27 protein-coding genes, 1 tRNA gene and 1 riboswitch are annotated in these 26457 nt (G+C 65.8%); of the genes, 14 read left to right on the top strand and 14 right to left on the bottom strand.

Annotated features, from left to right (window positions below):
• Nucleotides 1–96: 96 nt before the first annotated feature.
• The 3 genes from DYI42_RS04090 to lpxK are packed head-to-tail and all read left to right on the top strand — an operon-like array spanning nucleotide 97 to nucleotide 2589.
• Nucleotides 97–339 carry a DUF4170 domain-containing protein gene (locus DYI42_RS04090; protein WP_213544645.1) on the top strand — a complete coding sequence of 81 codons (243 nt, stop codon included), beginning with the start codon at nucleotides 97–99 and terminating at the stop codon, nucleotides 337–339.
• Nucleotides 340–364: 25 nt separating this feature from the next.
• Nucleotides 365–1579, top strand: coding sequence for a hypothetical protein (locus DYI42_RS04085; protein ID WP_213544644.1), 1215 nt, complete (start codon nucleotides 365–367; stop codon nucleotides 1577–1579).
• Nucleotides 1579–2589, top strand: a complete 1011-nt coding sequence (gene lpxK / locus DYI42_RS04080; protein WP_213544643.1) for a tetraacyldisaccharide 4'-kinase — start codon at nucleotides 1579–1581, stop codon at nucleotides 2587–2589. The genes DYI42_RS04085 and lpxK overlap by 1 nt, the downstream gene beginning before the upstream one ends.
• 254 nt (nucleotides 2590–2843) lie before the next feature.
• Here lpxK and DYI42_RS04075 read toward each other — a convergent pair whose 3' ends face one another.
• From DYI42_RS04075 to DYI42_RS04065, 3 genes are all read right to left on the bottom strand, one after another.
• On the bottom strand, nucleotides 2844–3950 hold the full coding sequence (locus DYI42_RS04075; RefSeq protein WP_213544642.1) for a site-specific DNA-methyltransferase: 1107 nt from the start codon (nucleotides 3948–3950) through the stop codon (nucleotides 2844–2846).
• 92 nt (nucleotides 3951–4042) lie between these two features.
• Nucleotides 4043–4675, bottom strand: a complete 633-nt coding sequence (locus DYI42_RS04070; protein ID WP_213544641.1) for a ribonuclease HII — start codon at nucleotides 4673–4675, stop codon at nucleotides 4043–4045.
• A 160-nt stretch (nucleotides 4676–4835) separates the two neighbouring features.
• Nucleotides 4836–5288: a hypothetical protein gene (locus DYI42_RS04065; protein ID WP_213544640.1), complete on the bottom strand. Its 453-nt coding sequence runs from the start codon at nucleotides 5286–5288 to the stop codon at nucleotides 4836–4838.
• Nucleotides 5289–5479: 191 nt separating this feature from the next.
• Between DYI42_RS04065 and DYI42_RS04060 the strand changes: the two genes are divergently transcribed.
• Together DYI42_RS04060 and DYI42_RS04055 are read left to right on the top strand one after the other, a co-directional pair.
• Nucleotides 5480–5773 carry a hypothetical protein gene (locus DYI42_RS04060; RefSeq protein WP_213544639.1) on the top strand — a complete coding sequence of 98 codons (294 nt, stop codon included), beginning with the start codon at nucleotides 5480–5482 and terminating at the stop codon, nucleotides 5771–5773.
• Nucleotides 5745–6449 carry a winged helix-turn-helix domain-containing protein gene (locus DYI42_RS04055; RefSeq protein ID WP_213544638.1) on the top strand — a complete coding sequence of 235 codons (705 nt, stop codon included), beginning with the start codon at nucleotides 5745–5747 and terminating at the stop codon, nucleotides 6447–6449. The genes DYI42_RS04060 and DYI42_RS04055 overlap by 29 nt, the downstream gene beginning before the upstream one ends.
• Nucleotides 6450–6527: 78 nt before the next feature.
• On the opposite strand, the gene DYI42_RS04050 is transcribed toward DYI42_RS04055, so the two are convergent.
• A complete protein-coding gene (locus DYI42_RS04050; RefSeq protein ID WP_213544637.1) occupies nucleotides 6528–7658 on the bottom strand; it encodes an alkane 1-monooxygenase in 1131 nt (376 codons plus the stop codon).
• Between the two features lie 60 nt (nucleotides 7659–7718).
• On the bottom strand, nucleotides 7719–8747 hold the full coding sequence (locus DYI42_RS04045; protein WP_213544652.1) for an A/G-specific adenine glycosylase: 1029 nt from the start codon (nucleotides 8745–8747) through the stop codon (nucleotides 7719–7721).
• Between the two features lie 102 nt (nucleotides 8748–8849).
• Between DYI42_RS04045 and DYI42_RS04040 the strand changes: the two genes are divergently transcribed.
• From DYI42_RS04040 to DYI42_RS04010, 7 genes are all read left to right on the top strand, one after another.
• Nucleotides 8850–9371 (top strand): DUF721 domain-containing protein, encoded by a 522-nt coding sequence (locus tag DYI42_RS04040; RefSeq protein WP_213544636.1) that lies wholly within the window; start codon nucleotides 8850–8852, stop codon nucleotides 9369–9371.
• Nucleotides 9372–9405: 34 nt separating this feature from the next.
• A complete protein-coding gene (locus DYI42_RS04035) occupies nucleotides 9406–10077 on the top strand; it encodes a DsbA family protein (RefSeq protein WP_213544635.1) in 672 nt (223 codons plus the stop codon).
• Nucleotides 10078–10177: 100 nt separating this feature from the next.
• Nucleotides 10178–11503, top strand: a complete 1326-nt coding sequence (locus DYI42_RS04030) for a PAS domain-containing protein (RefSeq protein WP_213544634.1) — start codon at nucleotides 10178–10180, stop codon at nucleotides 11501–11503.
• A 213-nt stretch (nucleotides 11504–11716) separates the two neighbouring features.
• Nucleotides 11717–11823: riboswitch (TPP riboswitch) on the top strand.
• Nucleotides 11814–12425: a YkoF family thiamine/hydroxymethylpyrimidine-binding protein gene (locus DYI42_RS04025; protein WP_213544633.1), complete on the top strand. Its 612-nt coding sequence runs from the start codon at nucleotides 11814–11816 to the stop codon at nucleotides 12423–12425. It overlaps the preceding riboswitch by 10 nt.
• Nucleotides 12426–12456: 31 nt before the next feature.
• Nucleotides 12457–13230, top strand: a complete 774-nt coding sequence (locus DYI42_RS04020) for an ABC transporter permease (protein WP_213544632.1) — start codon at nucleotides 12457–12459, stop codon at nucleotides 13228–13230.
• 43 nt (nucleotides 13231–13273) lie between these two features.
• Entirely contained in the window at nucleotides 13274–13957 is a 684-nt protein-coding gene (locus tag DYI42_RS04015) for an ABC transporter ATP-binding protein (RefSeq protein WP_342344605.1), read from the top strand.
• Nucleotides 13954–14934, top strand: a complete 981-nt coding sequence (locus DYI42_RS04010) for an ABC transporter substrate-binding protein (protein ID WP_213544630.1) — start codon at nucleotides 13954–13956, stop codon at nucleotides 14932–14934. The genes DYI42_RS04015 and DYI42_RS04010 overlap by 4 nt, the downstream gene beginning before the upstream one ends.
• 89 nt (nucleotides 14935–15023) lie before the next feature.
• Here DYI42_RS04010 and DYI42_RS04005 read toward each other — a convergent pair.
• Nucleotides 15024–15100: transfer RNA gene (locus DYI42_RS04005), tRNA-Arg, on the bottom strand.
• Between the two features lie 128 nt (nucleotides 15101–15228).
• Between DYI42_RS04005 and DYI42_RS04000 the strand changes: the two genes are divergently transcribed.
• Entirely contained in the window at nucleotides 15229–16398 is a 1170-nt protein-coding gene (locus tag DYI42_RS04000) for a pyridoxal phosphate-dependent aminotransferase (RefSeq protein WP_213544629.1), read from the top strand.
• Nucleotides 16399–17766 (top strand): FAD-binding oxidoreductase, encoded by a 1368-nt coding sequence (locus tag DYI42_RS03995; RefSeq protein WP_213544628.1) that lies wholly within the window; start codon nucleotides 16399–16401, stop codon nucleotides 17764–17766.
• Between the two features lie 31 nt (nucleotides 17767–17797).
• On the opposite strand, the gene DYI42_RS03990 is transcribed toward DYI42_RS03995, so the two are convergent.
• The 8 genes from DYI42_RS03990 to DYI42_RS03955 all read right to left on the bottom strand — a co-directional run bounded on the left by DYI42_RS03990 (nucleotide 17798) and on the right by DYI42_RS03955 (nucleotide 26430).
• Entirely contained in the window at nucleotides 17798–19393 is a 1596-nt protein-coding gene (locus DYI42_RS03990; RefSeq protein ID WP_213544627.1) for an acyl-CoA dehydrogenase family protein, read from the bottom strand.
• A gap of 7 nt (nucleotides 19394–19400) precedes the next feature.
• On the bottom strand, nucleotides 19401–20273 hold the full coding sequence (locus DYI42_RS03985; RefSeq protein WP_213544626.1) for an amidohydrolase family protein: 873 nt from the start codon (nucleotides 20271–20273) through the stop codon (nucleotides 19401–19403).
• A 1-nt stretch (nucleotide 20274) separates the two neighbouring features.
• Nucleotides 20275–22098: a feruloyl-CoA synthase gene (locus DYI42_RS03980; protein ID WP_213544625.1), complete on the bottom strand. Its 1824-nt coding sequence runs from the start codon at nucleotides 22096–22098 to the stop codon at nucleotides 20275–20277.
• Entirely contained in the window at nucleotides 22095–22577 is a 483-nt protein-coding gene (locus DYI42_RS03975; protein ID WP_213544624.1) for a MarR family winged helix-turn-helix transcriptional regulator, read from the bottom strand. Before DYI42_RS03975 ends, DYI42_RS03980 begins: the two co-directional genes overlap by 4 nt.
• Nucleotides 22577–23344: a crotonase/enoyl-CoA hydratase family protein gene (locus DYI42_RS03970; RefSeq protein WP_213544623.1), complete on the bottom strand. Its 768-nt coding sequence runs from the start codon at nucleotides 23342–23344 to the stop codon at nucleotides 22577–22579. The genes DYI42_RS03975 and DYI42_RS03970 overlap by 1 nt, the downstream gene beginning before the upstream one ends.
• A 9-nt stretch (nucleotides 23345–23353) precedes the next feature.
• Nucleotides 23354–24121: an SDR family NAD(P)-dependent oxidoreductase gene (locus DYI42_RS03965; RefSeq protein ID WP_213544622.1), complete on the bottom strand. Its 768-nt coding sequence runs from the start codon at nucleotides 24119–24121 to the stop codon at nucleotides 23354–23356.
• Between the two features lie 81 nt (nucleotides 24122–24202).
• Nucleotides 24203–25861, bottom strand: coding sequence for a TRAP transporter large permease (locus DYI42_RS03960; RefSeq protein WP_213544621.1), 1659 nt, complete (start codon nucleotides 25859–25861; stop codon nucleotides 24203–24205).
• The gene (locus DYI42_RS03955) at nucleotides 25858–26430 is read right to left on the bottom strand and encodes a TRAP transporter small permease (protein ID WP_213544620.1); all 573 of its coding nucleotides are present in this window, start codon (nucleotides 26428–26430) and stop codon (nucleotides 25858–25860) included. Before DYI42_RS03955 ends, DYI42_RS03960 begins: the two co-directional genes overlap by 4 nt.
• Nucleotides 26431–26457: the final 27 nt, after the last annotated feature.

Below are 26457 nucleotides of genomic sequence, written 5' to 3'. Positions count from 1 at the left end.
GGGCGGGCGCGTGCCCCGCCCGCCTCAACCCTTCTTCAACCCCGGCGGGGAATCCTCTACCCTCCTCGCAACACACCCGAACCACCGGAGCCCCATATGACCCAGCGCCTGCACCTCGTCTTCGGCGGCGAGCTGATCGACCCCTCCAAGAGCGCCTTCAAGGATGTCGATGCCATCGACATCGTCGGCATGTTCCCCGATTACGCCTCCGCCTTCGACGCCTGGAAGGCCGCCGCCCAGCGCACCGTCGACAACGCACACATGCGCTACTACATCGCCCACATTCACAGGCTCCGCGACGAGGAGGCCGAGTCCTCGCCCACAGAGGAACTCGGCTGATCCCCTCGCAGGCCCCCGGCGCCGGATGACCCCCTTTCCGCTCTCCCGGGCCTTCGCGGGCCTCACCGGGCGCAACCGCGCCTCCGACAAGCCACAGGCGGATGCGCCCGGGGCCCGCCCGCCCGGTCCGCTGATCTGGGTGCATGTGGCGGGCGACTGCACGGCTGAAACCCTGCACCACCTCGCGCTGGACCTTTCCGGGCACCAGCCCGCCACCCTGCTCGTCACCGGGCTTGCCCCGCAGGGGCCGGTCGAGGCCGAGGACGCGGTGCTGATGTTCCTGCCCGCCCCCGAGACAAGCCGGGGCAGCCTGCGCCGCTTCCTCGCCGCCTGGCTGCCGGATGCGGCGCTCTGGCTCGGGCCGCCACAGCCGTCGGCCCTGCTCTCTGCCGCTGCCGCCGCATGCCCCACCACCCTCGTCGTCGCGCGCGAGGAGTCGCTCTCGGGGGTCGATCGCGGCACGCGGGCCGCCCTTCGCCTCGTCACCGAACTCTGGGCCTGTGACGGGGGCGCCGTCCGGGCCGCGCGCGCCGCCGGTGTCGGCACAACGCGCATTCGCCACAGCGCCCGCCTCGCCGCACCGCCCGCGCCACCGCCCTGCATCGAAAGCGACCGCGAAGACCTGGCCGAGCGCCTCGCCGCCCGGCCGGTCTGGCTCGCCGCGCGGCCCCTGCCCGCCGAGCTGGCCGATGTGCTCGCCGCCCACCGCGCCGCGCTCTCCATCGCCCACCGCGCCGTGCTTCTGCTGCTGCCCGGCCCGGGCTGCCCGCCAGACGATGCACTGGCCCGCGACCTCGCGGCAGCGGGCTTTTCCACCGCCAGCCGCGCGGCGGGGAAGGAGCCCTCCGACAACACCGAGATCTACATCGCAGACAGGGACGCCCCGGAAGAAGACGGGCTGTGGTTCCGCCTCGCCCCGCTCTGCTTCCTGGGCGGCACGCTTCTGCCCGGCGGCCCGGTGCAGCCCGCCGCGCCCGCCGCCGCGCTTGGCTCGGCCATCTGCTTCGGTCCGCATGGTGGCACGGAAGACGCGGCCATGGCGCGCCTCGCCGCCGTCGGCGCCGCGCGGGCGCTTGCCGGGGGCGCCGGGCTGCCCGCGGCGGTGTCAGAGCTTCTGGCCCCCGACCGCGCCGCAGAGCTTGCCGCCGCCGCATGGACGGAAATGTCCGAGGGCGCCGAAGCCATTGCCCGCCTCGCCACCCATCTCGCCACCCAGCTCGAAACGCGCGGGGCGATCTGATGCGCCCGCCGCTGTTCTGGTACACCCCGCCGGAGGCCCCGGCCTGGCGCGCCCGCGCCCTGGCGCCCCTCGGCGCGCTCTATGCCGCCGCCACCGCCCGCCGCGTGGCGCGGCCCGGCATCCGTGCCTCGGTGCCGGTGATCTGCGTCGGCAACATCAACGCGGGCGGCACGGGCAAGACGCCCACCACCATCGCCCTCGCCCAGCGCATAGAGGGAGTGCACGTCGTTTCGCGCGGCCACGGCGGGGCGCTCACCGGCCCGATCCGGGTGGAAGAGCGCCGCCACACCGCCGCCGACGTGGGCGACGAGCCGCTGCTCACCGCCGCCTTCGCCCCCACCTGGGTCGCGAAGGACCGCGCCGAAGGCGTGCGCGCCGCCGAGGCTGCCGGGGCCCGCGCCATCCTGCTGGACGATGGCTTCCAAAACCCGTCCGTGGCCAAGGATCTCTCACTGGTGGTGGTCGATGCCCATCGCGGCTTCGGCAATGGCCGATGCCTGCCCGCAGGCCCCCTGCGCGAGCCCGTGGCCGACGGGCTGGCCCGCGCCGATTTCCTGCTGTCCATCGGGCCGGAGGCAGCGCAGGCCCGCTTCGCCGCCGACTGGGGGCACGCCATCGCCGTGCCCCACCTCACCGGCCATCTTGCCCCGCTGCAAACCGGCATGGAGTGGGAGGGGCTGCCCACCCTCGCCTTCGCCGGAATCGGCCACCCCGAAAAGTTCTTCGCCACCCTGCGCGGCCTCGGGGCCGAGCTGATCCGAGCCGAAGCGCTGGACGATCACCAGCCGCTGACGCCCGCGCTCATGGCCCGGCTGGAGCTGGAGGCAAAGACCCTCGGCGCCCAGCTGGTGACCACCGAGAAAGACGCCACCCGCCTGCCACCCGAGTTTCGCCCCAAGGTGCTCACCCTGCCCGTCCGGCTGGAGCTGGCAGACTGGTCCCCCCTCGATGCCGCCCTGGCCCGGCTATTGGGTGGGCAATCTGCCCACCACCACCGCACGCCGCATTGATTAATGCGCCAGACCGGCATTCGCCTATGCATAGGATGTGCATGGGATGTGCATCACTTGTGCCCCCCTGCTCATCGCAGTTAATCCCTATGGGTTAACACAAGGCCCGCTCCGCGCAGCCGCCGTAGGGTGGGCAATCTGCCCACCATCCCGCCAGCAAAAAAAGGGGCCCCGTTGCCACTGGGGCAAACGGGGCCAGAGGTCGTGCCATGTGTCAGGCCACAGGCACCGGCGGTAACTGTTGAATCTCTTTGCTAGTCGCGCATCTCCGCGCGGATCTGCTGGCGCAGCACATCAATGCTCACCGGCTTTCCATCTTTCTTGAAGTGCCAGTAGGTCCAGCCGTTGCAGCTTGGTGCGCCTTCCAGATGCGCGCCGACCTTGTGGATCGAGCCCTTCACGTCATTGGCCACCAGCGTGCCATCGGCCCGCACCTTGGCCACGTTCCGGCCATTGCCGCTCACCAGCATCTCGCCCGGCCGCAGCATCCCGCGCTCCACCAGCTGGCCGAAAGGCACCCGCGGCTCGGCGCGTTTACTCGTGCTCACCTGCATCGCGTCGCTGTCGATTTTGCGCACGTTATCAATTCGTTTCTGGGCTACCTCGCGATACTCGGCCTCACGCTCGATGCCGATAAAGTCACGCCCCAGCATCTTGGCCACCGCGCCCGTGGTGCCGGTCCCGAAGAACGGGTCCAGCACCACGTCGCCCGGGTTGGTCGTGGCGAGCAGCACACGATGGAGCAGCGCCTCCGGCTTTTGCGTCGGATGCGCCTTCTCTCCCCTGGAATTCTTAAGCCGCTCATGGCCATTGCAGATCGGCAGCACCCAGTCCGACCGCATCTGCACGTCGTCGTTGAGCGCTTTCATGGCTTCATAGTTGAAGGTGTATTTGCCACCCTCGGATTTGCTGGCCCAGATCATGGTTTCATGGGCGTTTGTCAGTCGCATACCACGGAAGTTGGGCATCGGGTTGGACTTGCGCCAGACCACATCATTCAGGATCCAGTAACCCGCATCCTGTAGCTTGGTGCCCACGCGAAAGATGTTGTGATAGCTGCCGATCACCCAGATCGCACCATCTGGTTTCAGAATGCGGCGCGCGGCGGCCAGCCAGGCCTCGGTGAAGGCATCATAGGCCTTGAAGCTGTCAAACTGGTCCCAATGGTCGTCAACGGCATCGACCTGGGAGTTGTCGGGGCGGTGGAGGTTGCCCTTGAGTTGCAGGTTGTAGGGCGGGTCCGCGAAGATCAGGTCGACGGAGGCCTCGGGGAGCTTGTTCATCTCCTCGATGCAGTCGCCGGCAAGTATCCGGTTCAGTGGCAGCTCTTGCTGCCCTCTGCGGGTCGTCGTCTTCGTCATCTGTCTGCCTCTGTCCCCGCGCTCTTTAGGCGCTCGGTGTTGTTGGCCTGAGCATGAGTCAGAGGCGATTCGCGGTCAATTTCTTTTTTGAATCAGGGGTTTGGCGATTTTTGTTGCAACAAGATATTGCGTATGGGGGCAAAGGAACGCCGATGATGTTGTGTGACGCCCAATTGATGGAGTGCCCTCAAGTGCACACTCGTTCCGTAGCCCGCGTTGCTCTCCCAGCCGTAGCCGGGGTGCTGTTGCGCCAAATCCACCATGAGCGCGTCGCGGGCCACCTTGGCCACGATCGAGGCCGCCGCGATGGAAAGTGATTTGCCGTCCCCCTTCACCACCGCCTCCGCCGATCCGCAGCCCTCCGGCAGCCGGTTGCCGTCGATCAGAAGGTGATCGGGCGGCGTGGCAAGCCCGGCCACCGCGCGGCTCATCGCGGTGAGCGCGGCCTGAAGGATGTTGATACGGTCGATCTCCTCCACATCGACGTGGACGATGCTCACCTGCGCCGTCGCATGGATCGCCTCGGCCAGCGCCAGCCGTCGCTTCTCGGTCAGCTTCTTGCTGTCGTTCAGCCCCGGCGGGATGTTCGCAGGGTCCAGCACCACCGCCGCCGCCGTCACCGGCCCTGCCAGCGGCCCGCGCCCCACCTCGTCCACGCCCGCCACACGGGCAAGGCCCCGGGCGATCGCGGCCTCTTCCAGTGTAAAATCAGGAAAGCTCTTCATGCCCCCAACTCGCCTTTGCGCCGGGCCAGCGCAACAAAAAAGGGGCGGAAAGCCTCACCTCCCGCCCCCAGTTCAGACGTGGCCCCATGGGGATGACAGCCACGTCCTGCTCGCAGGTGCGCCCCAGGAGACCGGGACGCACCTTGCCTGAACCGTTCCGTCAGGTGCGGAAACCGTTGCGCCGCAGGCAGCGCTTCTCGTAGGCCTGCACCTCGCGGCGGCCCACATCGAGCGTGTAGGAGCACTCGCGCGGCAGACGGGCGGTGAAGCCGCTGCGCTTGAGGCAGGGTTTGCCATAGAAGATGCGGGTGCCGCGGCGGGTCGGAACCGCGGTTTCGCAGCGCTCCGGCAGCCGGGCATGACGGCCACGATCCTTGTAGCGCCCGTTCCCGTAGTTCGGAGTCACGGTGACAGTCCGGTTGTCGTAGCGGTCGGCCCGGTCGCCCCGGCGATCCTTGTTGCGCTCGTTGGCAGCGATGAGTGCGCCCACGGCACCAAGGCCCAGAAGCAGGCGCAGGGTCTCGCCCCGGTCCATCTCGGCCTGTGCCGGGGCGCTGAAAGAAGTGAGTGCCACGGCGGCAGCGGCGGCGGTAGCGGTAAGGGTCTTGAACATGGCGTCGTCCTTTTTGTGCGTCATCGGATGCCCGTTCTGGGCGTCTGTCCGTGACGCGCCGGGGCGGTGATGAGGCAAGGATGGGCGGTGCCGGGCCGGACAAACAATAACGCCGCGCGGCTATCGGCTATCGGCCCTCCGGCGGTGCTTTGTTATTGAATAGCCGCGCGCGTAACCGCATGACTGCACGTATGAAAACCCTCATCTCCCTCCCTGCCGCCGCGCTGGCTCTGGCGCTGGCGGCTGCCCCTGCGGGGGCCGCCTGCTACGCCGAATACAAGGCCAAGCAGGACAATCCGCTCAAGCTCCATTACGGCGTGATGGAGCTCGGCAACTCCTGCCCACCCGGCGGCAAGGCCCGGGCCGAGGTCGCCGCACGTTTGCAGCGCGGCGGTTGGGTGCTACTCAATGTCATCTCGCTCTTCGAGGGCACCCCCAGCAAGGCGCAGCAGCAGAATGCCGGATCAAACTACCTTCGCTACTGACCTGCGCAGCACGGGCAACCGCGTGGTGACATTCGGCATCGCCGGGATCGTCGCGATCCTGGCAATCGCGGCGGTGTTTCTGTTCCTCACCCTCCCTGACGGCAACGCCTTCAACGAGCGGGTCGAGCAGATCTTCACCGAGAATGACGCGCTGGTGACCTCCGAGGCCGTGAAGCTGCTGGAGGTGCTGGCCCAGTCCGGCACCGCCTTCGGCGACGTGCTGGTGAGCTACCGCATCGTCATCTTCGTGCTGCTGATCTTCTCCACCGCCCTGCTCATCGCCGCGCTGGTCTTTCTCGTCACCATCATCGCCCTGAACAAGCGGATGGGCGAGATCGAGCGCAGCGGCATTCAGGTATCGTCGCTGGTTATTTCTCGGGAAGAGCGGGTGGTTCTGCTCAACAACATGGAATTCAAGCTCACCGAGGCAGCGATAGAAACGCTGGCGGTGCTGGCCGAGGCGCGGATGGATGAAGACGTGCTCACCGGCGCGGCCATCGAGGGCGTGATCCAGGGCAAGCCCGAGGCCGACTGCGACGAGGCCGCCGGGGCAACCCGGATCAAGCGCCTGCGCGATTCGCTGGGCAACCAGATGGTTTCGGAACTTCTGGTGAAGAACATCGCAAGGCGCGGCTACATGCTCGCCATCGACAAGGATGTGATCCGGATGGTGTGAAGCGCACCGTCATCCTCGGGCCTGACCCGAGGATCTCCCGCCAACCAGATCCTCGGGTCAGGCCCGAGGATGACATCCCTACCCCGGCAAAGGCAGCTCGCCACGCTTGTAGGGCTCCCAATCGGTGATCTCCGGGTAATACATCGCCCGCCACTTGCGGACGCGCGGGTTCATCCGCCGCCGCCACAGCGGGGGCACGGCGGCAAGGAAGCCCATCGCCGGATAGCCGTAGGGCAACTGCGGCGCCTCGCATGCGTCGTAGGTTTGCAGCAGCGGAAACCGGCGGGACGGCTTGTAATGGTGGTCCGAGTGGCGTTGCAGGTTGATAAGCAGCCAGTTCGTCGCTTTGTGCGATGCGTTCCACGAGTGATGCGGCCGGACAGGCTCGTAACGCCCGTTGCCCATGTGCTTCCGTGTCAGCCCGTAATGCTCGATGTAATTGGTCAGCTCCAGCAGCCAGACAGCCACAAGCGCTTGGTAGAGAAACAGGAAGAACCCGGCCCAGCCGCCCAGAACCCAGGCCGCCACGATGAAGGCCAGTTGCAGCCCCCAGTAGCGCCAATGCGGATTGCTCCGGTGCCACCACGGCAGGCCCTTGCGCGCCAGCATGGCCTTCTCTGCCCAAAACGCGCTCACCGGCTCCTCCCGCATAACGCGCCAGAGAAACGCCCAATAGCCCTCGTTATACCGCGCCGTCACCGCATCGCGCCGGGTGCCGACATGGGTGTGATGCACCAGCAGATGCTCCGAGCGAAAATGCGAGTAGAGCACCGAGGCCAGCAGCAAGTCGCCCAGCCACCGCTCCAGCCTGTTGCGCTGGTGGACAAGCTCATGGGCATAGACGATGCCGATGGCCCCGTTCACCACCCCCAGCCCGAAGAAGATCACGATCTTCTCCACCACGTTCAGATGCGCCGCGCCCGGCACCCAGGCCAGCATCACCAACAGCAGCAGCACCTGAACCGGACACCAGATGAGCGTGACGAGCCGATACCAGAACAGCTGCGCCTCATCCGTCTCCGTGTCCGGGTTATCGAGGTTCAGCCCCAACGCCCCATCCGCGAGGGTGAACCCGACGAACGTAAAGAGCGGCACGGCCAGCACCCAAAGCCCGCCCCAGGCGGCCGAGGCGATCACCAGCGGCACGGTGAGGAGCGAGACCCAGAAGGGCGCCGCCGCGCGGAAGCTCGATATGAATGCAGAGGCCATTGGCCCTCTCCCGATGGTCATGCGCGCCCCGGCCAGATCATACGGAGGAGGCGGGCCGTTTCAATCGCCTGCAACATTCAGCGCGGGCGACGTAGCGGCAAGGTCATAGGCCTTGCGCATGACAGTGGGCAGCGCGGCAGGGGAGAGCCTCTGCCAGTCCAGCCCCTCGGGCGCCTCCGCCCCGGCCTGCCCGGCGTGGACGCGCAGGATCAGGTGAAAATGGGTGAAGGTGTGTCGCACTTCGCCGATCTCCTCCAGCGCGGCGGGCAGCGGCGGCTCGCGGGCGGGGGCCTCCTCGGCCCACACCGAGCCCGGCCAGCCCAGCATCCCGCCCAGAAGCCCCTTCTCCGGTCGTCGCTCCAGGAGAAAGGCCCCATCCGCCCGGCGGATCACATAGGCGTGGCCCAGCCGCACCGGCTTGGGCTTCTTCGGTGTCTTCTTTGGCAGCCCGGCGGCGATGCCCTCAGCGCGCGCCTTGCAAGGCTCCCGCCACGGGCAAATTCCGCAGGCCGGACTCTTGGGCGTGCAAATCGTCGCGCCAAGGTCCATCACTGCCTGCGCATAATCGCCGGGGCGGGCCTTGGGCGTCAACGCGGCCGCATGGGCGGTGAGCAGCGGTTTCGAGCCGGGCAAAGGCTCTTCCACCGCATGAAGCCGCGCCATCACCCGTTCCACATTGCCATCCACCACGGTCTCGGGCCGGTCGAAGGCAATCGCCGCCACTGCCGCCGCCGTGTAGGGCCCGATGCCGGGCAGTTCCCGCAGGCCCTCGGCGGTGTCGGGAAAGCCGCCGCGTTCGGCCACCACGCGGGCGCATTTCAGCAGGTTGCGGGCGCGGGCGTAGTAGCCAAGCCCGGCCCAGCGGCCCATCACGTCCTCATCCTTCGCCGCCGCCAGCGCCTCGACCGTGGGCCAGAGCCGGGTGAAGCTGTGAAAGTAATCCTTCACCGCCGCCACCGTCGTCTGTTGCAGCATCACCTCCGAAAGCCACACACGATAAGGATCGGCCCGCTCACCGCTCCCCGGCGGCACGCGCCACGGCAGCACCCGGGCGTGGGCGTCATACCACGCCAGCAACGCCGCGCTCATCTTCCCGTCACGCAATCTTTATGGCTCCCCTGCCCGCATTTGGCTGGCCCCGCCGGGCTCGCGGGCGATAAGATAGGGGCCAAACCGGCGAAATGCGAGGCCATGTCCAAGGCACCTGAAAAATCCCCCAAGCGCCACATGCGCGGCTTTGCCCAGACGGCAAGGTTCGTCTCTGCGGATATCCGCAAGGCGAGCGAAAAGCGGGGCTTTGCCGAGATGCGCGTGCTGACCCATTGGGCCGAGATCGTCGGCGCTGAAACCGCCGCCGTGACCCGCCCGCTCGAAGTGAAGTTCGGACGAGGGGCCTTCGGGGCCACGCTGCGGGTGCTGACGACCGGGGCCAACGCCCCGATGCTCGAAATGCAGAAAGAGCAGATCCGCGAGCGGATCAACGCCGTCTATGGCTACGCGGCCATCTCGCGCATCCAGTTCACCCAGACGGCGCCGACCGGCTTTGCCGAGGGGCAGGCCGATTTCAACCACGCCCCCAAACGCCGGGCCCAGCCCGCCCCAGCCCAGCGCGAGGCGGCCGAGGCGCTGGCGCAAGGCGTCACCGATCCCGCGCTGAAAGCCGCCTTGAGCCGGCTCGGCGCACATGTCATCCACAAGTCCGAACGCGGCTGAACCGAGCCCGCCCGAGCAGACCGAAAGGCCACCGATGAACACCAAAGTCCTCTATTCCGCAATTTTCGTCGCCGCACTGGCGGCAGGCAGCTACTTTGCCATCAATCGCGGCAACGCGCCCGGCGGCACCGGCTTCGACCTCGCCGCGCAAGCCCAGACGACGGAAGACGTCGACACCTCCGGCATCGTTGAAATGACCCTCGGCGAAGAGAGTGCGCCGGTTGAGGTGATCGAATATGCCTCCTTCACCTGCCCGCATTGCGCCAGTTTTCATCAGAACGTCTTCAAGAAGCTGAAGGCGGACTATATCGACACCGGCAAGGTGCACTTCATCTATCGCGAGATCTACTTCGACAAGCCCGGCCTCTGGGCCGGTATGGTGGCCCGCTGCGCCGGTCCGATGCGCTATTTCGGGATCGCCGATGCGCTTTACACCGAGCAAGCCGAATGGCTGGCCACCCGTGACCTTGCCGGCATCCACGGCGACCTGCGCAAACTGGCGCTGAAGTCCGGCCTCGACGGGGAGCAGGTGGATGCCTGCCTTGGCGACGCCGAGAAGGCCCAGGCGATGTATGCGCTGTTTCTCAAAAACGCCGAGGCCGACGGAATCGAATCGACCCCGTCCTTCATCATCGACGGCGAGAAGTACACCAACATGAGCTACGAAGACTTTTCCGCGATCCTCGACGAGAAACTGGGCGAGTAGGTTGCGGTCGCCGAAATTAACCGAACGCTAGCAGTTTGGCGGTAGCACTCTGAACAGCGCGGGCAGACTTGGCCGCGCTGTTTGACTGAGGAGCCGCTGGATGGACGAGATCGACGAAAAGCGTGATGAACTTCGGCCCAAAAGCGGCGAAGCGCCGTTTGACCTGGGCGAGGTCTTCTATTCCCGCACCGATGATCGGGGCGTGATCCAGAGCGGCAACTACGTGTTCCAGCGCGTCGCCCATTACGAATGGGACGAACTGCTTGGTGCCCCGCACAAAACAGTGCGCCACCCGGAGATGCCCAAGGCAGTGTTCCGCGTGTTCTGGGACGAGCTGAAGGCCGGCAAGGTGACGGCCGCCTATGTCAACAACTGCGCCAAGGACGGTCTTAACTATTGGGTGTTCGCAATCGTCGCGCCCTGCAAGGGCGGCTACCTCTCGGCCCGGATCAAGCCCAGCAGCAAGCTGTTCGAGCCGGTCAGGCAGCTTTACGAGCAGCTTTTTGACGCCGAGAAGAACGGCGCATCGGTGGATGACACGGCGCAAGCCTTGCTCGATGCGCTCAAGGGCATGGGCTACGATAACTACGATGCCTTTGTGGTGGATGCGGTGGGCGAGGAACTGCTGAGCGAGTGTGCGCACCTCGGCCTTGAACCGATTGCCAGCGTCAGCGGGGCCCGCGAACTCGTCAGCCTGGCGGATTCCATCATCGCTGCCACCCGCGAGCTGTCCACCGAGTTCACCTATCTCGGCGGCATTCCCCGCAACCTTCAGATCAAGGCGGCCCGGGTCGAGCGGACCGATGGGCCACTCAGCGTGCTGGCCCGCAACTACGAAGGTATGTCGGTCGACATGTCAGAGTGGTTCGAGGCCCATGTTGTCGGCGAGAACACCAGCTTCTCGTCGATTCGCCGCACCATCGAGCGTGCCATGCTCGTTGGCTCCGTCGCCACGATCCTCGCCCGCTGTGACCGTCAGTTGCTGTCAGAACGCCGAACGCTCGGCACCGTCGAGATCGAGCCCGAGCGCTCGATGCTCGGGGAGCTGCAAGCAGATTACAAAACCCGATCGCGCGAGGCCTATGCGCTGGTCGCGACCGAGGCAGGCAAGATCGTCAACTCCTGCCGTGACATGAAGCGCATGCTGCTCGGCCTCGACACCCTGCGCGTCGCCTTCAAGATCGAAGACAGCCGTTCGGGCGAGGCCAATGCCGGGATCGGGGATATCATCGCACAGCTTGGAGCCGCGCAGGAGCGGGCGAACACGCAGCGCAACACCATTCTGGAGGACAGCCAGCGCATGGCCGAACTCGCCTCGGAAATGCAGGAGCCTGAACGCGCCCACCTTCCGGATCTGCTGCTCTATGGCCCCCGGATGATGCCTGCGGTCGCCAAGACGCCCTCTCTCAAGAAGTCTGCCGCCTGAGCCAAGGTTAGGGCCCCGGGAGAATCGCCGCCACGCTCGCCGTGGCACAATCGGCTGAAGAGCCACGTCGCGAGCACTCCAGGCGCCTGCCAAGCTGCGCCCACCTGGCCGGCGGTCGCACTAGCAATCCTCTTGCCTCCCGTGAGAAGGCAAGGCCCAATCCGTCCCGCCCAACGCCCGGTTGACAATCAGGGCGCGGTCCGAGAGGGTCGCGCCATCAACCGGGGGTGCTCCGAGCGGGGCTGAGATGCGCAGATCTGCGTGAACCCTTCACAGCTGATCTGGGTAATGCCAGCGGAGCGAGGATATCATGTTCATTGGCGCGCAAGTGTCGCTATACCCGATGACGTCCGATTTCGTGGATGTCATCATGACCGGGCTCAAGGCCCTCACCCCTTACAAACAAGACCTGCGGATCGAGACCGACGACATGTCGACGCTGATGGTCGGCGCGCCGGAGCCCTTGCTCGACGCCATCCGCGACCTGTTTTCCGAGGCCGCCCGGCGGCCCGAGCATGTGACCATGCATGTCACCCTGTCGCGCGGCTGCCCGGGCGAGCCGGATGATCCTACCTGCCACTGCGAGGCGCTGGCGACGGCGCAGTCGCTGGGGCTGGAAGAGCGCAAGGCCCTCGCGCTGGACGCGGTGCAGGCCGCACCCGAAAAGGGCGTCAGCATCGACGTGCAGTTCTCGCTCTACGTGCTGGGGCAGGACGGGCACATGGACGAGATCTACGGCTGCATTGATTTCCTCAAGCAGTCGGGCACCTTCCTGAGGGCCAAGAACTTCTGCACCCGGCTGCGGGGCGATGCGGGCGCGGTCTTCGAGACCCTGCGGCAGGCCTTCCTCCGTTTCGGCCCGGCCGAGGGGCACGTGACCATCGACCTGACGGCTTCGGCCAACAGCCCCAGTCTGCGCTGAGCAGCTGCCGCCTTCTGGCGGCCCGCCGATCATGTCGATACCGCCGATCTCTCGTGCCCTGCCCAGCCTGTGCCTTGCCGCCGCCTTCCTCGCGGCGTGGCAGGGCTATTGCACATGGGCCCATGTCTCGCCTCTCATCCTGCCCGCCCCGTCCGACGTGGCCCTCGGCCTGTGGATCAACCGCGCTGTACTAGGCAGCCATGCCGCGGCAACACTCAGCGTGGCGGCAATCGGCTTCACCCTCTCGGTCTGCTTCGCCTTCACCACATCGGTGATGCTGCACTTTGTCCCGTGGCTGCGGCGCGGCCTCTTTCCGCTTCTTGTCGCCAGCCAGACGGTGCCCATCGTCGCGCTGGCCCCGCTGATGGTGCTCTGGTTCGGCTTCGGCCTGCTGCCCAAGGTGCTGCTTGTCATCCTCGTCACCTTCTTCCCGGTGCTCGTCAGCCTGCTCGCGGGCTACGCACGGGTGCCGCAGGCCTACCTTGACCAGCTCGCCTCGATGGGCGCGGGGCGCGGGCAGCTATTTCGCCGGGCGGCCCTGCCCATCGCGCGCCCGCACTTTTTCAGCGGCCTTCGCATCTCGGCGACCTATGCCATCGTTGCCACGATCTTCGCCGAATACGCGGGCGCGCGGCAGGGGCTGGGGATCTACATCCTCACCGCCAAGAACAACTTCCGCGCCGACCTCGTGCTCGCCGCCGTGGTGCTTTCGGCCACCTTGACCCTGCTGCTGCTGGGCCTGCTGCACATGATCGACCATGCAACAGGGCGGCGCTACCGGAGGGCTGTCGATGTTGCGGATTGAGTACCTCTCCATACGCGCAGGAACACACACCCTCATTGAACCGGTGAGCCTCGACCTCGCAGACAACGAGATCACCTGCCTGATCGGCCCCTCCGGCTGTGGCAAAAGCTCGATCATCAAGTGGCTTGCCGGGGTTTTGCCGCCCGAGCTTTCGGCCACCGGCACCGCACGCCTTGATGCAGCGCCTCTCGCCGCGCCCAACCCGGCCCTCGCCTATCAGGCTCAACAAGACACGCTCTTTCCTTGGCTCACCATCGCCGAAAACGCGGCGCTCGGGCTCGAAATCGCAGGCCACTCTCGCCGTGCCGCCCGCGCGCGTGTTTTGCCGCTCTTCGCTCCCTTCGGTCTGTCCGGCCATGAGGCCAGCTTCCCAGATCAGCTTTCCGGGGGCATGCGCCAGCGCGCGACATTCCTGCGAACAATGGTGCAACAGAGCCGCTTTCTGCTGCTCGACGAGCCGTTCTCCGCGTTGGATGCGGTGACCCGCCTGCGGATGCAGGACTGGCTCTGCACCCGCCTCGCCGAGCACCCGCGCGGTGTGTTGATGGTCACGCATGATCTCTACGAGGCCACCCAGATGGCCGACCGCCTGCTCGTCATGTCCGCCCGTCCGGGCCGGATGCTGGATGACATCCCTCTCACCACCGCCCGCAGCGCCCGGACAGAGGCGAGCCTCGCCGAAACCCGCGCGCTGCTCAAATCCCTGCTTCTGGAGGACACAACATGAAGCTGCTTTCCATCCTCGCCACCTGCCTCGCGCTGCCCGCCGGTGCGCAGGCGCAAGAGAGCGTCACAATCGCGCTCGACTGGACGCTGAACACCAACCACATCGGGCTCGTCGTTGCCCAGGAGAAGGGCTTTTATGAAGACGCAGGGCTGGAGGTGGAACTGCTGCCCTATTCCGACAGCGCGTCAACCGCCGTGCTCGCCTCCGGGGCTGCCGACTTCGCCTATATGACCTCGCTGGGCTTCATGAGCGCGAAAGCCGCCGGGGCCGATATTGTTGCGCTCTGGGCCACCATGCAGCGCGAGAACGGGCGGCTGGTGTTCAACGCCAGCAACACCGCCATCACCCGCCCCGCCGACCTTGAGGGCAAGACCTATGCCGGTTTCGGCTCGGCCTGGGAGGATGCGCTGATCACCACAATGATCGAGGCCGATGGCGGCACGGCGGCGTATGACACGGTGACCATGGGCACCGGCGCCTATGAGGCGCTGGCCAGTGGCGCGGTGGACTTCACGTTGGAAGTGGCGACATGGGAAGGGGTCAACGGCGAGCTCCTGGGCCGTGACCAGAAACACTTCACCTATGCCGACTACGGCGTGCCCGACCAGCAGAACGGCTACATCGGCACCACATCCGAGAGCTTGGCGCAGAACCGCGAGAAGGTCATCGCCTTCATGGCCGCCACGCAACAGGGCTACGCCTGGGCGGCCGACCACCCTGCAGAGGCCGCTGACCTTCTCATCGGGTCGGGCGACTTTCAGAACCCCGAACTGGTGCGGGGCTCCATGGATGCGTTGGCCAAGGGCGCCTACATAAAAGCCGGCGATACCCCGGTTGGAAAGATCGACCCCGAGCGCTTTGCCACTATGGCGCGCTTCCTCTTTGAAAGCGGCGTCCTGAAAGGCGCAGGCTGCACCACGCTTGAATGGCCCGGCGATGTGACGAACTGGTTCGACCAGAGCTGGATGTCCGAGTGATTCCGCGCATGCCCCTTCGCCGGGGCGTGCGCTTGTGAGTCGGACCGCGGGGCGCAAGGGAGCAATCGGCGCCGGATCGCGAAGGCAACTGGCGATCCCGGCAGGATTCGAACCTGCAACCTGCCCCTTAGGAGGGGGCTGCTCTATCCAGTTGAGCCACGGGACCGCGCGCGCAGGGTTTAGCCCGCGCGCGCAACGCGATCAATCCTGAAGCCAAGCTAAAGGGAGCGCTCGTGCTCTGCCCTTTTCATTTCGGCCCCGACGGGCGAAAAGCTGGGCCGAGGAGGAAGGTCCATGGTCACACTATCGCAACGCACCGGGCGGCTCGGCACAGAGAGCGCCTTCGAGGTTCTGGCCCGCGCCGGCAAGCTCGCAGCGCAGGGGCGCAGCATCATCAATCTCGGCATCGGCCAGCCCGATTTCCAGACGCCCGCGCATATCGTCGAAGCCGGGATCAAGGCGCTGCGCGACGGCCACCACGGCTATACCCCGGCCAACGGGCTTCCTGCACTGCGCGAGGCCGTGGCGGTCGACCTGCACCGCCGTCATGGCGCTGAAGTGAACCCCGACAACGTGGTGGTGCAGCCCGGCGGCAAGCCCACCATGTTCTTCGCCTGCATGTTGCTGGGCGAGGCGGGCGCAGAGATCATGTATCCCAACCCGGGCTTTCCGATCTACGAGAGCGTGATCAAGTATTCCGGCGCCACCCCCGTGCCCATTGCGCTGCGCGAAGATAAGGGCTTTGCCTTCTCCGCCGAAGAGGTGCTGGGCCAGATTACCCCGCGCACCCGGCTCATCATCATCAACTCCCCCGCCAACCCCACCGGCGGCGTGACCCCCAAGGAAGAGATCGACAAGCTCGTTGCCGGGCTGGCGGATCACCCCGACGTGGTGCTGATGTCGGATGAGATCTACTCCTGCATGCTCTACGGCGGGCGCAGCCACGTGAGCCTGCTCAACTACTCCGAAATCCGCGACCGGCTGATCCTGCTCGACGGCTGGTCCAAGACCTACGCGATGACCGGCTGGCGCCTCGGCTATGCCGTCTGGCCCGATGCGCTGGTCGAGCACGCCACCCGGCTCTGCATCAACGACCATTCCTGCGTCAACGCCCCCACCCAGTTCGCCGGGATCGCCGCGCTGGAGGGGCCGCAGGACGAGGTGGTGAAGATGGTCGAAGCCTTCGACCGGAGGCGCCAGGTCATCGTCGACGGGCTCAACGCCCTCCCCGGCGTGCGCTGCGCCGATGCGGCAGGGGCCTTCTATGCCTTCCCCAACATCGAGGGCACCGGGTTGTCGGCCCGCGAGGCGCAGGACCGCTTCCTCGAAGACTGTGGCGTGGCCACCGTCGCGGGCACCAGCTTCGGCGCGCATGGAGAGGGCTTCTTGCGCTTTTCCTACGCCAACAGCGAAGAGAACATCCGCGAGGCCCTCTCGCGCATTGGCAAGATTCTGGAGGGCTGAATGGCGCATGAAAAGGCTCTAACCCAGCTCGAAACGCTCTTGGGCGACCGCCTCAAGCGCTCCGACGCCGAGCGCGCGGCCCACGGCCAGAACGAGGCCCATTTCGCCGAAGCCCTGCCCGATGCCGTGGCCTACCCAAAGACCACCGAAGAGGTGTCGGAGATCATGAAAGTGGCGCATGACGAGAGCATGCCCGTCACCGCCTATGGCACCGGCACCTCGCTGGAGGGGCACCACCTGCCGGTGCAGGGCGGCCTCACGCTCGACATGTCGCTGATGAACCGCATCCTCGCTGTGCATGATGCCGACATGGACGTCACCGTGCAGCCCGGCGTCACCCGCACTCAGCTCAATGACGAGCTGCGCGCCACCGGCCTCTATTTCCCGATCGACCCGGGCGCCGATGCCTCGCTCGGCGGCATGGCGGCCACACGGGCCAGCGGCACCATGGCCGTCCGCTACGGAACCATGCGCGAGAATATCCTGGCGCTCGAGGCCGTGCTGGCCGACGGCCGGGTGATCCGCACCGGCAGCCGCGCCCGCAAATCCTCGTCGGGGTATGATCTAACCCACCTGCTCATCGGCTCCGAGGGCACGCTGGGGATCATCACCGAACTCACCCTCAAGCTGCATGGCCAGCCAGAGGCCATCGTCGCCGCCACTTGCCGCTTCCCGAGCGTGGAGGATGCTGTGAACTGCGTGATCACAACGATCCAGACCGGCATCCCCATGGCCCGGATCGAGCTGGTGAACGACACAATGGTGCGGGGCTTCAACCTTGGCAGCAACGCAGGCCTACCCGAACAACCGCATCTCTTCCTCGAGTTTTCCGGATCGGAAACCGCCGTGGCCGAGCAATCCGAGCTCTTCGGTGAGATCGCATCCGAGTTCGGCGCCGAAGCGTTCGAGCGCGCCACCCGGGCAGAAGAACGCAACGCGCTCTGGGCGATGCGCCACAATGCGCACCATGCCTCAAAAGCGCTCTACCCCGGCAAGCGGATGCTGGCAACGGATGTCTGCGTGCCGATCTCCAAGCTGGCCGAGGCCGTCACCGACACCGAGGAAAAGGCCCGCGAGTTGGGGCTGGAGCCCTGTATCGTCGGCCACGTGGGTGACGGCAACTTTCACACCGGTATCGGCTTTGACAGCGCTGATGCGGAGGAAATGGCAAGAATAGAGACGTTTTCGGCCCATCTCGCCAAGCTCGCCCTCCGCCTTGGGGGCACCGTCTCGGGTGAGCACGGCATCGGGCTGGGCAAGCGCAAGTACATGGACGCCGAGCATGGCCCCGCCCTTGAGCCGATGCGCGCCATCAAGGCCGCGATGGACCCGAAGGGCATTTTGAACCCTGGCAAGATGCTTCCGTAGGGCAGGACGTGTTCCGCCGCTTGGCGCACGCTCAGGTGGCAATCAGCCCTTTGAGCATGGCAACCTCAGCGGACAGCCGCCGGGTTTGCGTGGCGGCCAGGCGGGCAAACCGCTCTGGCGCATGGCTCTCACCTGCCGCAGCGGCGATCTTTGCCCACAGCGCCAGCGCCATGGTGCAGCCCGACAGGCGGCAGAAATCATGTGCCAGCGGTGCGGCGTCGTCCGTGGCGGCCACCGCCGCCCGTGCCTCGGCCCATTGCGCCGCCGCTCGCAAAACATCGTCAGAGCCGGTTTCGGCAGAAACAGTCTCTAACCAAGCCTCAAACGCATCGGCGCTCTCGGCATGTTTCCCGCGCACGAACCGCTCAGCCAGCGTGCGCGCATGGATGCCGTTGGCCCCCTCGTAAATCGCTGCGATCCGCACGTCGCGGTAGCTCTGTTCCAACCGGTATTCCTGCAGGTAGCCGTAGCCGCCCAGCACCTGGATGCCGGTCTCCGTCGCCCGCATCCCGGCCTCGGTGCACCACACCTTTGCCAGAGGAGTGAGAAATTCCACCAGAGCCGGGTTTTCACCGGACTCGAGAAGCACCAGCGCCACATGGGCCATTGCCCGCGCGCTAACGGCATGGGCGTCGATCTCATCCAGCATCCGCCGCACATCTGCATGGGCATCCAGCGTCACCTCGCCCTGCGGCCCGCGCCCCTGCACCCGTTCGGCGGAGTAGCTGCTGGCCACGTCCCAGGCACGGGCGGCGTGGGCGGCGCCTTGCAGCGCCACATCGAGCCGGGCGTGGTTCATCATGGTGAACATCGCCTTCAGCCCCTCGCCTTCCTTCCCGATCAACTCCGCTTCGGCTCCGTCAAAGGCCAGCTGGCAGGTCGGCTGAGCGTGAATCCCCATCTTCTCCTCGATCCGCGTCACGCTCACCGCGTTCAGCGCACCGTCACCCTTCACCGAGGGGCAGAGATAGAGACTTAAGCCGCGCAGGCCGTCGTCCGAGCTGCGGGCGAGCACCAGATGCAGGATCATGTCGGTCGCATCGTGATCGCCGCCGGAAATGAAGATCTTCTCGCCCGTGATCGCCCAAACCTCCCCCGCCTTCTCCGCCCGGCAGCGAATGCGGCTCAGGTCCGATCCGGCCCCCGGCTCGGTCAGCGCCATGGTCGAAAGCCATTCACCGGCGGCCAGCGGCGGGAGGCAGCGCTCTATCTGGCCCTCCGTCCCGAAGTGCAGGATCGTTTCCATCGCCCCATGGGCAAGGCTGGTAAGCATCTGAAGCGCGTGGTTGGCCCCGGTGAAGATCTCGGAGGTCACGGCAAACACCGGCCGCCCCATCTCCTGCCCGCCATAAGCCTCGGGCGCCATCAGCCCCTGCCAGCCCTGCTCGGCAAGGCTCTTGTAGGCCGCCACGAATCCCTCGGGCAAGCGGACACGGCCATTCTCCAGCCGCGCGCCCTGCCTGTCGCCCTGCTCGTCGAGCGGCGCCAGTTCACCCTCGGCGAAGGCGGCAAAATGCGCGCCGATCTCGCGCGTCAGATCCGAGTCATAGCCGGGCAGGGCCTTGGCACCGGCCACGGCTTCAAGGCTGAAGAGAATGTCTTCGAGCGGGGCGGCAAATGGCTTCATATCGAGACTATTCCAGCCCCAAAAGGCGCGCGGCGTTGCCCTTGATGATGTCTTCGCGCAGCTCGTCCTTGATCGCGATCTTCTCGAAGTCCGCCAACCAGCGCTCGGGCGTGATCATCGGCCAATCGCTCCCGAAAAGCACCTTCTTCTTCAGGATCGAGTTGCAGTAGCGCACGAGGATCTCGGGGAAGTACTTGGGCGACCAGCCGGAAAGGTCGATGTAGACGTTGGGCTTGTGCTGGGCCACCGCCAGCGCTTCCTCCTGCCAGGGGAAGGAGGGGTGCGCGAGGATGATCTTCATGTCGGGGAAGTCCACCGCCACATCATCCATGTACATCGGGTTCGAATACTTCAGCCGCATCCCGTTGCCGCCCGGCATGCCGCTGCCAACGCCCGTCTGGCCGGTGTGGAAAAGCGCGATGCAACCTTCTTCCTGGATCACCTCGTAAAGCGGGTAGGCCATGCGATCATTGGCAAAAAAGCCCTGCATGGTTGGGTGAAACTTGAAGCCTTTCACCTTGTATTGCTGGATCAGCCGGCGCGCCTCGCGGGCGGCCATCTTGCCCTTCCACGGGTCGATCGAGGCAAACTGGATCAGCACATCGCTGTTCTCGGCCACATGCTCGGCCACCTCGTCGTTCGAGTAACGCCGATAGCCCGTCTCGCGCTCGGCATCGACCGGGAAGATCACCGCCGCGATGTTCTGTTCGCGGAAATGCGCGGCGGTTTCAGGAATGGTCGGCGGATGCTCCCAGGGCGCCCGGAAATACTTCGCCATCGTGCTCTGGAGCTCGTCGTAGCCATCGTCCGAGTGGCAGCCGCAGGGCTCTTCAGCGTGGGTGTGAATGTCGATCGCGCGGACCTTGGAAATATCGACCATGTCAGCTGTCCTTCAATGTGATCACAGCCGGATCGGCATCGTCATAGAGCCGTTCCAGCAAACCGGCACGGCGCGTCAGCACCTTGCGGAAGTTGAGATTGCCCTTCGCCGTCATCTCGCCATCGCCCATCGAGGGCGGCTCTGCGAGAACGAGGGCGCGGGTGATGCGGGAGGCGGAGCCCGAGGTCTGGCCTGCACGCTCGGCAAGACGGTGGCGGATTTCTCGCTTCAAGTGGTCGCCCACCAGCGCACCATTGTCGTCTTCCGTCTCATATCCGGCTTTTTTCAGCGCGGTTGTGTTTGGGAAGATCAGCAGGCCGATCTCCTTGCGGTCGGCCCCTGTGATCACAAGATCGCCAGCGATCCCGTCCATCAGCTTGAGCGCCTCCATCCGAAGGCCCGCCGCCCGCACCCAAGTGCCGGTTTGCAGCTTGAAGTCTTCCGAGATCCGCCCGTCGAACTTCATCCCCTTGCTGATGTCGTCCGGGTCGACAAACACCATCGCATCGCCGGTGATGAAGAAACCCTCATCGTCAAAGGCCTCCTTGGTCTTCTCCGCGTCCTCGAAGTAGCCCGGCATGATGTTGGGCCCCTTCACCCGCACCTCGCAGCGCATGTCGGCGTCGGGAATGAGCTTGGCGGTCACGCCCGTCAGCGGCACGCCGACGATGCCGGAGCGGTCCGTCGGCTCGTGCTGGAGCAGCGTCGCCGGGGCGGTTTCGGTCAGGCCCCAGGAGGAGGTCATCAGCGGGAGCGATCCGCGCACTTCCATCGCCATCTCTTCCATCGCCGACCAGATATCCTGTGGCAGGGAGGCGCCGGCATAGAAGATCATGTCGAGCTCGGAGAAGACCGAGCGGCGCAGGGCTTCGTCGCTCTTCATCGCATCCACAACCATGCCGAAGCCCACCGGCACGTTGAACCAGATCGTCCCGGCTTTCATCGAAAGGTTTTCCAGCGTTCGGTCAATCAGCGCAGGCGTCGGCTTGCCGTCGTCAATGTAGATCGAACCGCCATTGGCCAACATCATGTTGAAGTTATGCGACCCGCCAAAAACGTGGTTCCACGGGAGCCAATCCACGATCCGCGGCGGCTTGGTGCCGAGGAAGGGAAGCGCATCGAGCAATTGGGCCTGATTTGCGCACATCATCCCGTGGGTGGTGATCACGGCCTTCGGGTTGGAGGTGGAGCCACTGGTCAGCAGGTATTTCGCCACCGAGTCGGGGCCGACTTCCGCATGAACAGTGTCGATCTCTACGCCGGCGTCGCCCTTCAGCAGGTCTTCGAAGGGCAACATTCCCGGTCCTGCATGGGCCGACACGAGCCGGTCCAGCGCAGCGATCTCGGGCAGGGCCAGCGCCTCGGCAAAGCGGTTCGCGTCGTCGGCGTAGATCATCCGCGGTTTCACCAGCTCTACCGCGTGCTTCAGCCGTCCGTGGGCGCCGTGGATAAGGGCGTACTGCTCGGCCACCGGCACCAGCGGGATACCCACGTATTGCGCAGCCAGCGCCAGCAGCCCGTGGTCCACCCCGTTGCCCGACATCACCAGAATCGGCGTATCCGGCCCCATGCCGCGCCCGATCAGCGCAGCACCGATGGCGCGCACCTGTTGCAGCACCTCCGCATAGGCCAGCTCGCGCCAGCCCGCGCCAGAACGCTCGGCGATGAACACGCGGTCGGGCGCCTCCTCGGCCCAGCGGTGGAGCCAATCGCCCGTGACCCGGGCGGCAGGGCTCATCTCGTAGCCGGAGCGCAGCAGAATGGTGCCATCGTCCCGATCTTCACGCGCGACATCATGCGCGCGGTAGCGGCTGTCTGAGGTCATGTCGGGCTCCTCCCCTCCTTGCCATTGCGTTCGATGCGCCGCAGCGCGCCGATCAGCTGGGCCAGCTCGGCGTCGCTCAGCCCTGCGGTCATTCGGGCATCATGGTCGTTCACCGCGATCCGGGCCTCCTCGCCCAGTGCCATGCCCTTGGCGGTGACATGCAGCGCATAGGCCCGTCGGTCGTCGGGCGCGCGGTCACGGGTGAGCAAGCCCGTCTGTTCCAACTCGTCGAGGATCACAACGAGGTTGGGGCGTTCGATGGCCAGCAGTTCGGCCAGTTGCGATTGGCGCAGGCCCGGGTTCTCGATCACCACCACCAGTGCCGAGAACGTCACCATCCGCAGGCCGAAGGGCGCAAGCGTGGCGTTCACATCCATCTGGATCATGTGAAACGCCCGCTTCATGTTGTAGCCGACGTGGCCGCGCAGCCCATCGTCATTGGGCTCTGGCTGCACCAGCCGGGGGCGCGGCGCGGCCATCAGCTGAACTTCGGTGCGCGCTTTTCGAGGAAGGCGGCAAGCCCCTCCAGCGCGTCGGGTGAAGTTTGTGTCAGGGCGGCACAGAGACTTTCTGTAAAGAGGCCGTCGGCCTTGGCCATGTCTTCGATCCGGGCGATCGCCTGCACCATGATGTAGTTGGAGAGCGGCGCGTTGGAGGCGATCTTTGCCGCCAGTTCCATCGCAAGATCCAGCGCCTCGCCCTCGCCCACCGCATAATGCGCGAGGCCCAGCGCCTTGCCCTCCTCATGGCCATACTTTCGGCCCGTAAGCATCATCTCGATCATCCGGTCGGCGCCCAGAATTCGGCCCACCCGCACCGTCGCGCCACCGCCCACGAAAATCCCGCGCCGCCCCTCGGGCAACTGGAAAATCGTCGAGGGCTCGGCGATGCGCACGTGGGTCGAGCTTGCCAGCTCCAGCCCGCCGCCGATCACTGCGCCGAACATGGCCGAGATCACCGGAACGCCGCCAAACTGGATGCGGTCCATCACCGCGTGCCAGCCGCGCGAGTGGCGCATGGTGCCCTCTGCATCCCGCGCCTTGTGCTCGCTCAGGTCGAGGCCCGAGCAATAGTGCCCCTCCACGCCCGTCAGCACCACCACGCGCACGCCCTCCGGAACGGCCCGGAAGAAGCCGTCGATGGCCTCCAGCAGCTCGTCGCACATCGCGTTTCGTTTGCCGGGGCGGTTCATGGTGAGCACGGCGATGCCATCATCCCGCAGCTCGATATTCAGCATGTCACTCATGGCGTTTCCTTAGCGCGGCGGCAGGCGGGTGGCGCCATCCAACCGGATGACCTCGCCGTTCAGGTAGGGGTTTTCCACCATGTGCTGCACCAGCAGCGCATATTCCCTCGGGTGCCCGAGGCGGTGGGGGTAGGGCACATTGGCGACGATGGCCGCCGTTGTCTCTTCCGGCAGGCTTTCCATCATCGGGGTGTTGAAGAGGCCCGGCGCGATGGCGTTGACCCGGATGCCGGTTTTCGCGAACTCGCGCGCCGCAGGCAGGCACATCGAGGCCACGCCGCCCTTGGAGGCCGCATAGGCTGCCTGGCCCAACTGGCCGTCCTGGTAGGCGGCGCTGGCGGTGTTCACGATCACGCCGCGTTCGCCGTCCTCGTTCACTGCGGGGAGCTCCTGCATCAGCCGGGCGGCGTGAGACATCACGTAGTAGGTGCCAAAGAGGTTCACATTCAGCACCTTCTCGAAAAGATCGGTCGAAAGCTTGCCTTCACGGCCCACGATCCGCGCCGCAAGGCCGAGGCCCGCGCAGTTGACCGCGATACGCGGCGCCTCGCCGAGGTCTGCCGCAGCCTTCTCCACCGCTGCCTTCACCGCCGCCTCGTCGCTCACATCCGCCGGGCAGGCCGCGCCGCCCACATCCGCTGCCACGGCCTCCGCCGCCTCGGCGTTGTAATCGAGCACCGCAACCTTCGCGCCGAGGCCCGCGAGATGCCGCACCGTGGCCTCGCCCAACCCGCTTCCGCCCCCCGTGACGAGGGCGACCGTTCCGCTGATATCCATGAGTCCTCCCAGACGTTCTCAAAACAGTTATAGCTCATAACTAAATTCGCGCAACCATGGCGTGCCCCCGATCAGGCCTGCTCAGACCGGAATGAGGCAGAGGGTGATGATCGGGAAGGCCACGAGGATCGCCACGCGCAGGATGTCGGAGGTTACAAACCACATGACAGCCTTGTAGGTCTCCACCATCGGTGTCGTCCGGTCCATCGCGTTGATGATGAACAGGTTCATCCCCACCGGCGGCGTGATAAGGCCCACCTCCACCACGATCAGTACGAGGATGCCAAACCAGATCGCCACGTGTTCGAGACTGACGCGCGCGAGATTCGCTTCATTCGCGCCGCGCAGGCCGAGGTCGCGCAGGGTATCGGCATCAAGCGAGCCACCCGCCTCCAGCGTCGCGCGGGCGGCCTGCACCACCTCGGGTGTGGTCTCACCGAAGATCGCCGCAATCTGTGCCGGGGCGAGGTTTGCCGCGTCGGCCACGGAGCCGAGGCCCAGTACGGCCATTTGCTCGTTTGCACCCGCCAGCGCCCGGTCAAACCGGCTCTCGCGCATCCCCTCTATCGCGCCCGCCTGTAGCCCCTCAAACCACATCTGCGCCTCGGCGAACCAGGCCTCGAACCGGGCCTCCTGCAAGGCGTGCAGCGAGATCAGGCCGAAGTCGAGCTCGGAGATGATCGGGAAGAAGATCGGGATCGTCAGCAGGATCATGCTGAGGCTGTCCATCAGGCAGCCGAAGACGAGGTAGAAGGCGAGGATGATGATGAGCACCATCCACGGGCTCCAGCCGAGGCCGACGATGGTGTTCGAAAGCTCCTGTGGCACCTGGGAAAGCGCGAGGAAGGCGTTGTAGAAGCCCGCGCCCAGCACGATGAAGAAGATCATCGCGGTGGCCTGTGCGGTGGCAATGATGCTCTCCTTGAAGCGCGCCCAGTCGAGCTGGCCGCTGACCAACGCGATGATCCCGGTGCCCGCCGCGCCAACGGCAGCGCCCTCGGTGGGGGTGAACCAGCCAAGATAGATGCCGCCCACCACGAGGCCGAAGACCAGCAGCACCGGCCACACGTCAAGCAGCGCGCGGATGCGCTCGCCGTAGGGCACCGGCTCACGGGTGCCCGCCGCGTCGGGGTACATCCGCACGTAGATGCTGATGGTGATCATGTAGCCGATGGCCGCGAGGATGCCGGGGATGAAGGCCGCGAGGAACAGCTTGGCGATGTTCTGCTCGGTCAGGATCGCGTAGATCACCAGGATCACCGAGGGCGGAATGAGAATGCCCAAAGTGCCGCCCGCTGCCAGCGTCGCGGTGCTGAACCCGCCGGAGTAGCCATAAGCGCGCAGCTCGGGCAGGGCGACCCGGCTCATCGTGGCCGCTGTCGCGAGCGACGAGCCGCAGATCGATCCGAAGCCCGCGCAGGCCCCCACCGAGGCCATGGCCACGCCGCCCTTGCGGTGGCCCAGCCAGCTTTCGGCGGCCTTGAACAGCGCGGTCGACATGCCCGAGAGCGTGGCGAACTGACCCATGAGCAGAAACATCGGAATGATCGACAGCGAGTAGCTGGAGAAGGTGGTGTAGACCTCGCTCTTCAGCTTGGCGAGAAAGACGGTGGTGCCACCGGTGGCGTAGTAGAGCCCGCCAAGGCCGACCACGAGCATGGCAAGGCCAATCGGCGCCCGCAGAAAGATCATGACAAGGAGGATGGGGAACGAGAGGTATCCCAGCTCAAGCACGGTCAATGTGCCGCTCCTTCTGCTTTGGGCAGCCAGTGTTGGTCGGTGCTCAGTTCCATCACCCGGCCAACGGCGCAGTAAACCGCCACCAGCGAGGCCACGAGCGCGGCGATGAAGCTGGCGAGATAGGCCCACCAGATCGGGAATTGCAGCAACAGCGAGGTCTCGCCATTGCCGATCTTGTCTTCGAGGCCAAAGTAGAGCCGCCATGTGATGAGCAGCACGATCAGCGTGAAGACGATTTCCCAGAAGGTGATGATCAGGGCGTTGGTCCGCTTCGACAGGAAGGAGGTGAACACATCCACCGTCGCATGGGCCGAGAAGAGCTGGCAGATCGGCAGGAAAGCGAAGATCGCAAAGGCGATGCCCGCCTCCACGATCTCGAAATCGCCGTTCACGGGGCCGATGCCCAAACGGTTCACGAGGTTGAGCAGGCCCTCGGTACGCCGCGTCAGAAAGTCGGCATGGGCGAGGCCGTTGAGCTCGCGGCCAATGACGCTGACGCAGGTCAGGATGATGAGGGCGACAAGCACCACCCCACCGGCCATCGCCATGCCTCTTGCAAGAGCTGTCATGAATCTAAGCACTGCGCTCCCCCTCCC

The organism is Vannielia litorea (genome assembly GCF_018424695.1).
Taxonomy (GTDB): Bacteria; Pseudomonadota; Alphaproteobacteria; order Rhodobacterales; family Rhodobacteraceae; genus Vannielia; species Vannielia litorea_A.
Note: the sequence above shows the minus strand (reverse complement) of the source record. Positions and strands in the feature narration are given on the sequence as shown.

What these genes read in the sequence shown, in the direction of transcription:
- DYI42_RS04090 (WP_213544645.1), top strand. Translation starts at nt 97, where the DNA reads ATGACCCAGCGCCTGCACCTCGTCTTCGGCGGCGAGCTGATCGACCCC.
- DYI42_RS04085 (WP_213544644.1), top strand. Translation starts at nt 365, where the DNA reads ATGACCCCCTTTCCGCTCTCCCGGGCCTTCGCGGGCCTCACCGGGCGC.
- lpxK (WP_213544643.1), top strand. Translation starts at nt 1,579, where the DNA reads ATGCGCCCGCCGCTGTTCTGGTACACCCCGCCGGAGGCCCCGGCCTGG.
- DYI42_RS04075 (WP_213544642.1), bottom strand. Translation starts at nt 3,950, where the DNA reads ATGACGAAGACGACGACCCGCAGAGGGCAGCAAGAGCTGCCACTGAAC.
- DYI42_RS04070 (WP_213544641.1), bottom strand. Translation starts at nt 4,675, where the DNA reads ATGAAGAGCTTTCCTGATTTTACACTGGAAGAGGCCGCGATCGCCCGG.
- DYI42_RS04065 (WP_213544640.1), bottom strand. Translation starts at nt 5,288, where the DNA reads ATGTTCAAGACCCTTACCGCTACCGCCGCCGCTGCCGCCGTGGCACTC.
- DYI42_RS04060 (WP_213544639.1), top strand. Translation starts at nt 5,480, where the DNA reads ATGAAAACCCTCATCTCCCTCCCTGCCGCCGCGCTGGCTCTGGCGCTG.
- DYI42_RS04055 (WP_213544638.1), top strand. Translation starts at nt 5,745, where the DNA reads ATGCCGGATCAAACTACCTTCGCTACTGACCTGCGCAGCACGGGCAAC.
- DYI42_RS04050 (WP_213544637.1), bottom strand. Translation starts at nt 7,658, where the DNA reads ATGGCCTCTGCATTCATATCGAGCTTCCGCGCGGCGGCGCCCTTCTGG.
- DYI42_RS04045 (WP_213544652.1), bottom strand. Translation starts at nt 8,747, where the DNA reads ATGAGCGCGGCGTTGCTGGCGTGGTATGACGCCCACGCCCGGGTGCTG.
- DYI42_RS04040 (WP_213544636.1), top strand. Translation starts at nt 8,850, where the DNA reads ATGTCCAAGGCACCTGAAAAATCCCCCAAGCGCCACATGCGCGGCTTT.
- DYI42_RS04035 (WP_213544635.1), top strand. Translation starts at nt 9,406, where the DNA reads ATGAACACCAAAGTCCTCTATTCCGCAATTTTCGTCGCCGCACTGGCG.
- DYI42_RS04030 (WP_213544634.1), top strand. Translation starts at nt 10,178, where the DNA reads ATGGACGAGATCGACGAAAAGCGTGATGAACTTCGGCCCAAAAGCGGC.
- DYI42_RS04025 (WP_213544633.1), top strand. Translation starts at nt 11,814, where the DNA reads ATGTTCATTGGCGCGCAAGTGTCGCTATACCCGATGACGTCCGATTTC.
- DYI42_RS04020 (WP_213544632.1), top strand. Translation starts at nt 12,457, where the DNA reads ATGTCGATACCGCCGATCTCTCGTGCCCTGCCCAGCCTGTGCCTTGCC.
- DYI42_RS04010 (WP_213544630.1), top strand. Translation starts at nt 13,954, where the DNA reads ATGAAGCTGCTTTCCATCCTCGCCACCTGCCTCGCGCTGCCCGCCGGT.
- DYI42_RS04000 (WP_213544629.1), top strand. Translation starts at nt 15,229, where the DNA reads ATGGTCACACTATCGCAACGCACCGGGCGGCTCGGCACAGAGAGCGCC.
- DYI42_RS03995 (WP_213544628.1), top strand. Translation starts at nt 16,399, where the DNA reads ATGGCGCATGAAAAGGCTCTAACCCAGCTCGAAACGCTCTTGGGCGAC.
- DYI42_RS03990 (WP_213544627.1), bottom strand. Translation starts at nt 19,393, where the DNA reads ATGAAGCCATTTGCCGCCCCGCTCGAAGACATTCTCTTCAGCCTTGAA.
- DYI42_RS03985 (WP_213544626.1), bottom strand. Translation starts at nt 20,273, where the DNA reads ATGGTCGATATTTCCAAGGTCCGCGCGATCGACATTCACACCCACGCT.
- DYI42_RS03980 (WP_213544625.1), bottom strand. Translation starts at nt 22,098, where the DNA reads ATGACCTCAGACAGCCGCTACCGCGCGCATGATGTCGCGCGTGAAGAT.
- DYI42_RS03975 (WP_213544624.1), bottom strand. Translation starts at nt 22,577, where the DNA reads ATGGCCGCGCCGCGCCCCCGGCTGGTGCAGCCAGAGCCCAATGACGAT.
- DYI42_RS03970 (WP_213544623.1), bottom strand. Translation starts at nt 23,344, where the DNA reads ATGAGTGACATGCTGAATATCGAGCTGCGGGATGATGGCATCGCCGTG.
- DYI42_RS03965 (WP_213544622.1), bottom strand. Translation starts at nt 24,121, where the DNA reads ATGGATATCAGCGGAACGGTCGCCCTCGTCACGGGGGGCGGAAGCGGG.
- DYI42_RS03955 (WP_213544620.1), bottom strand. Translation starts at nt 26,430, where the DNA reads ATGACAGCTCTTGCAAGAGGCATGGCGATGGCCGGTGGGGTGGTGCTT.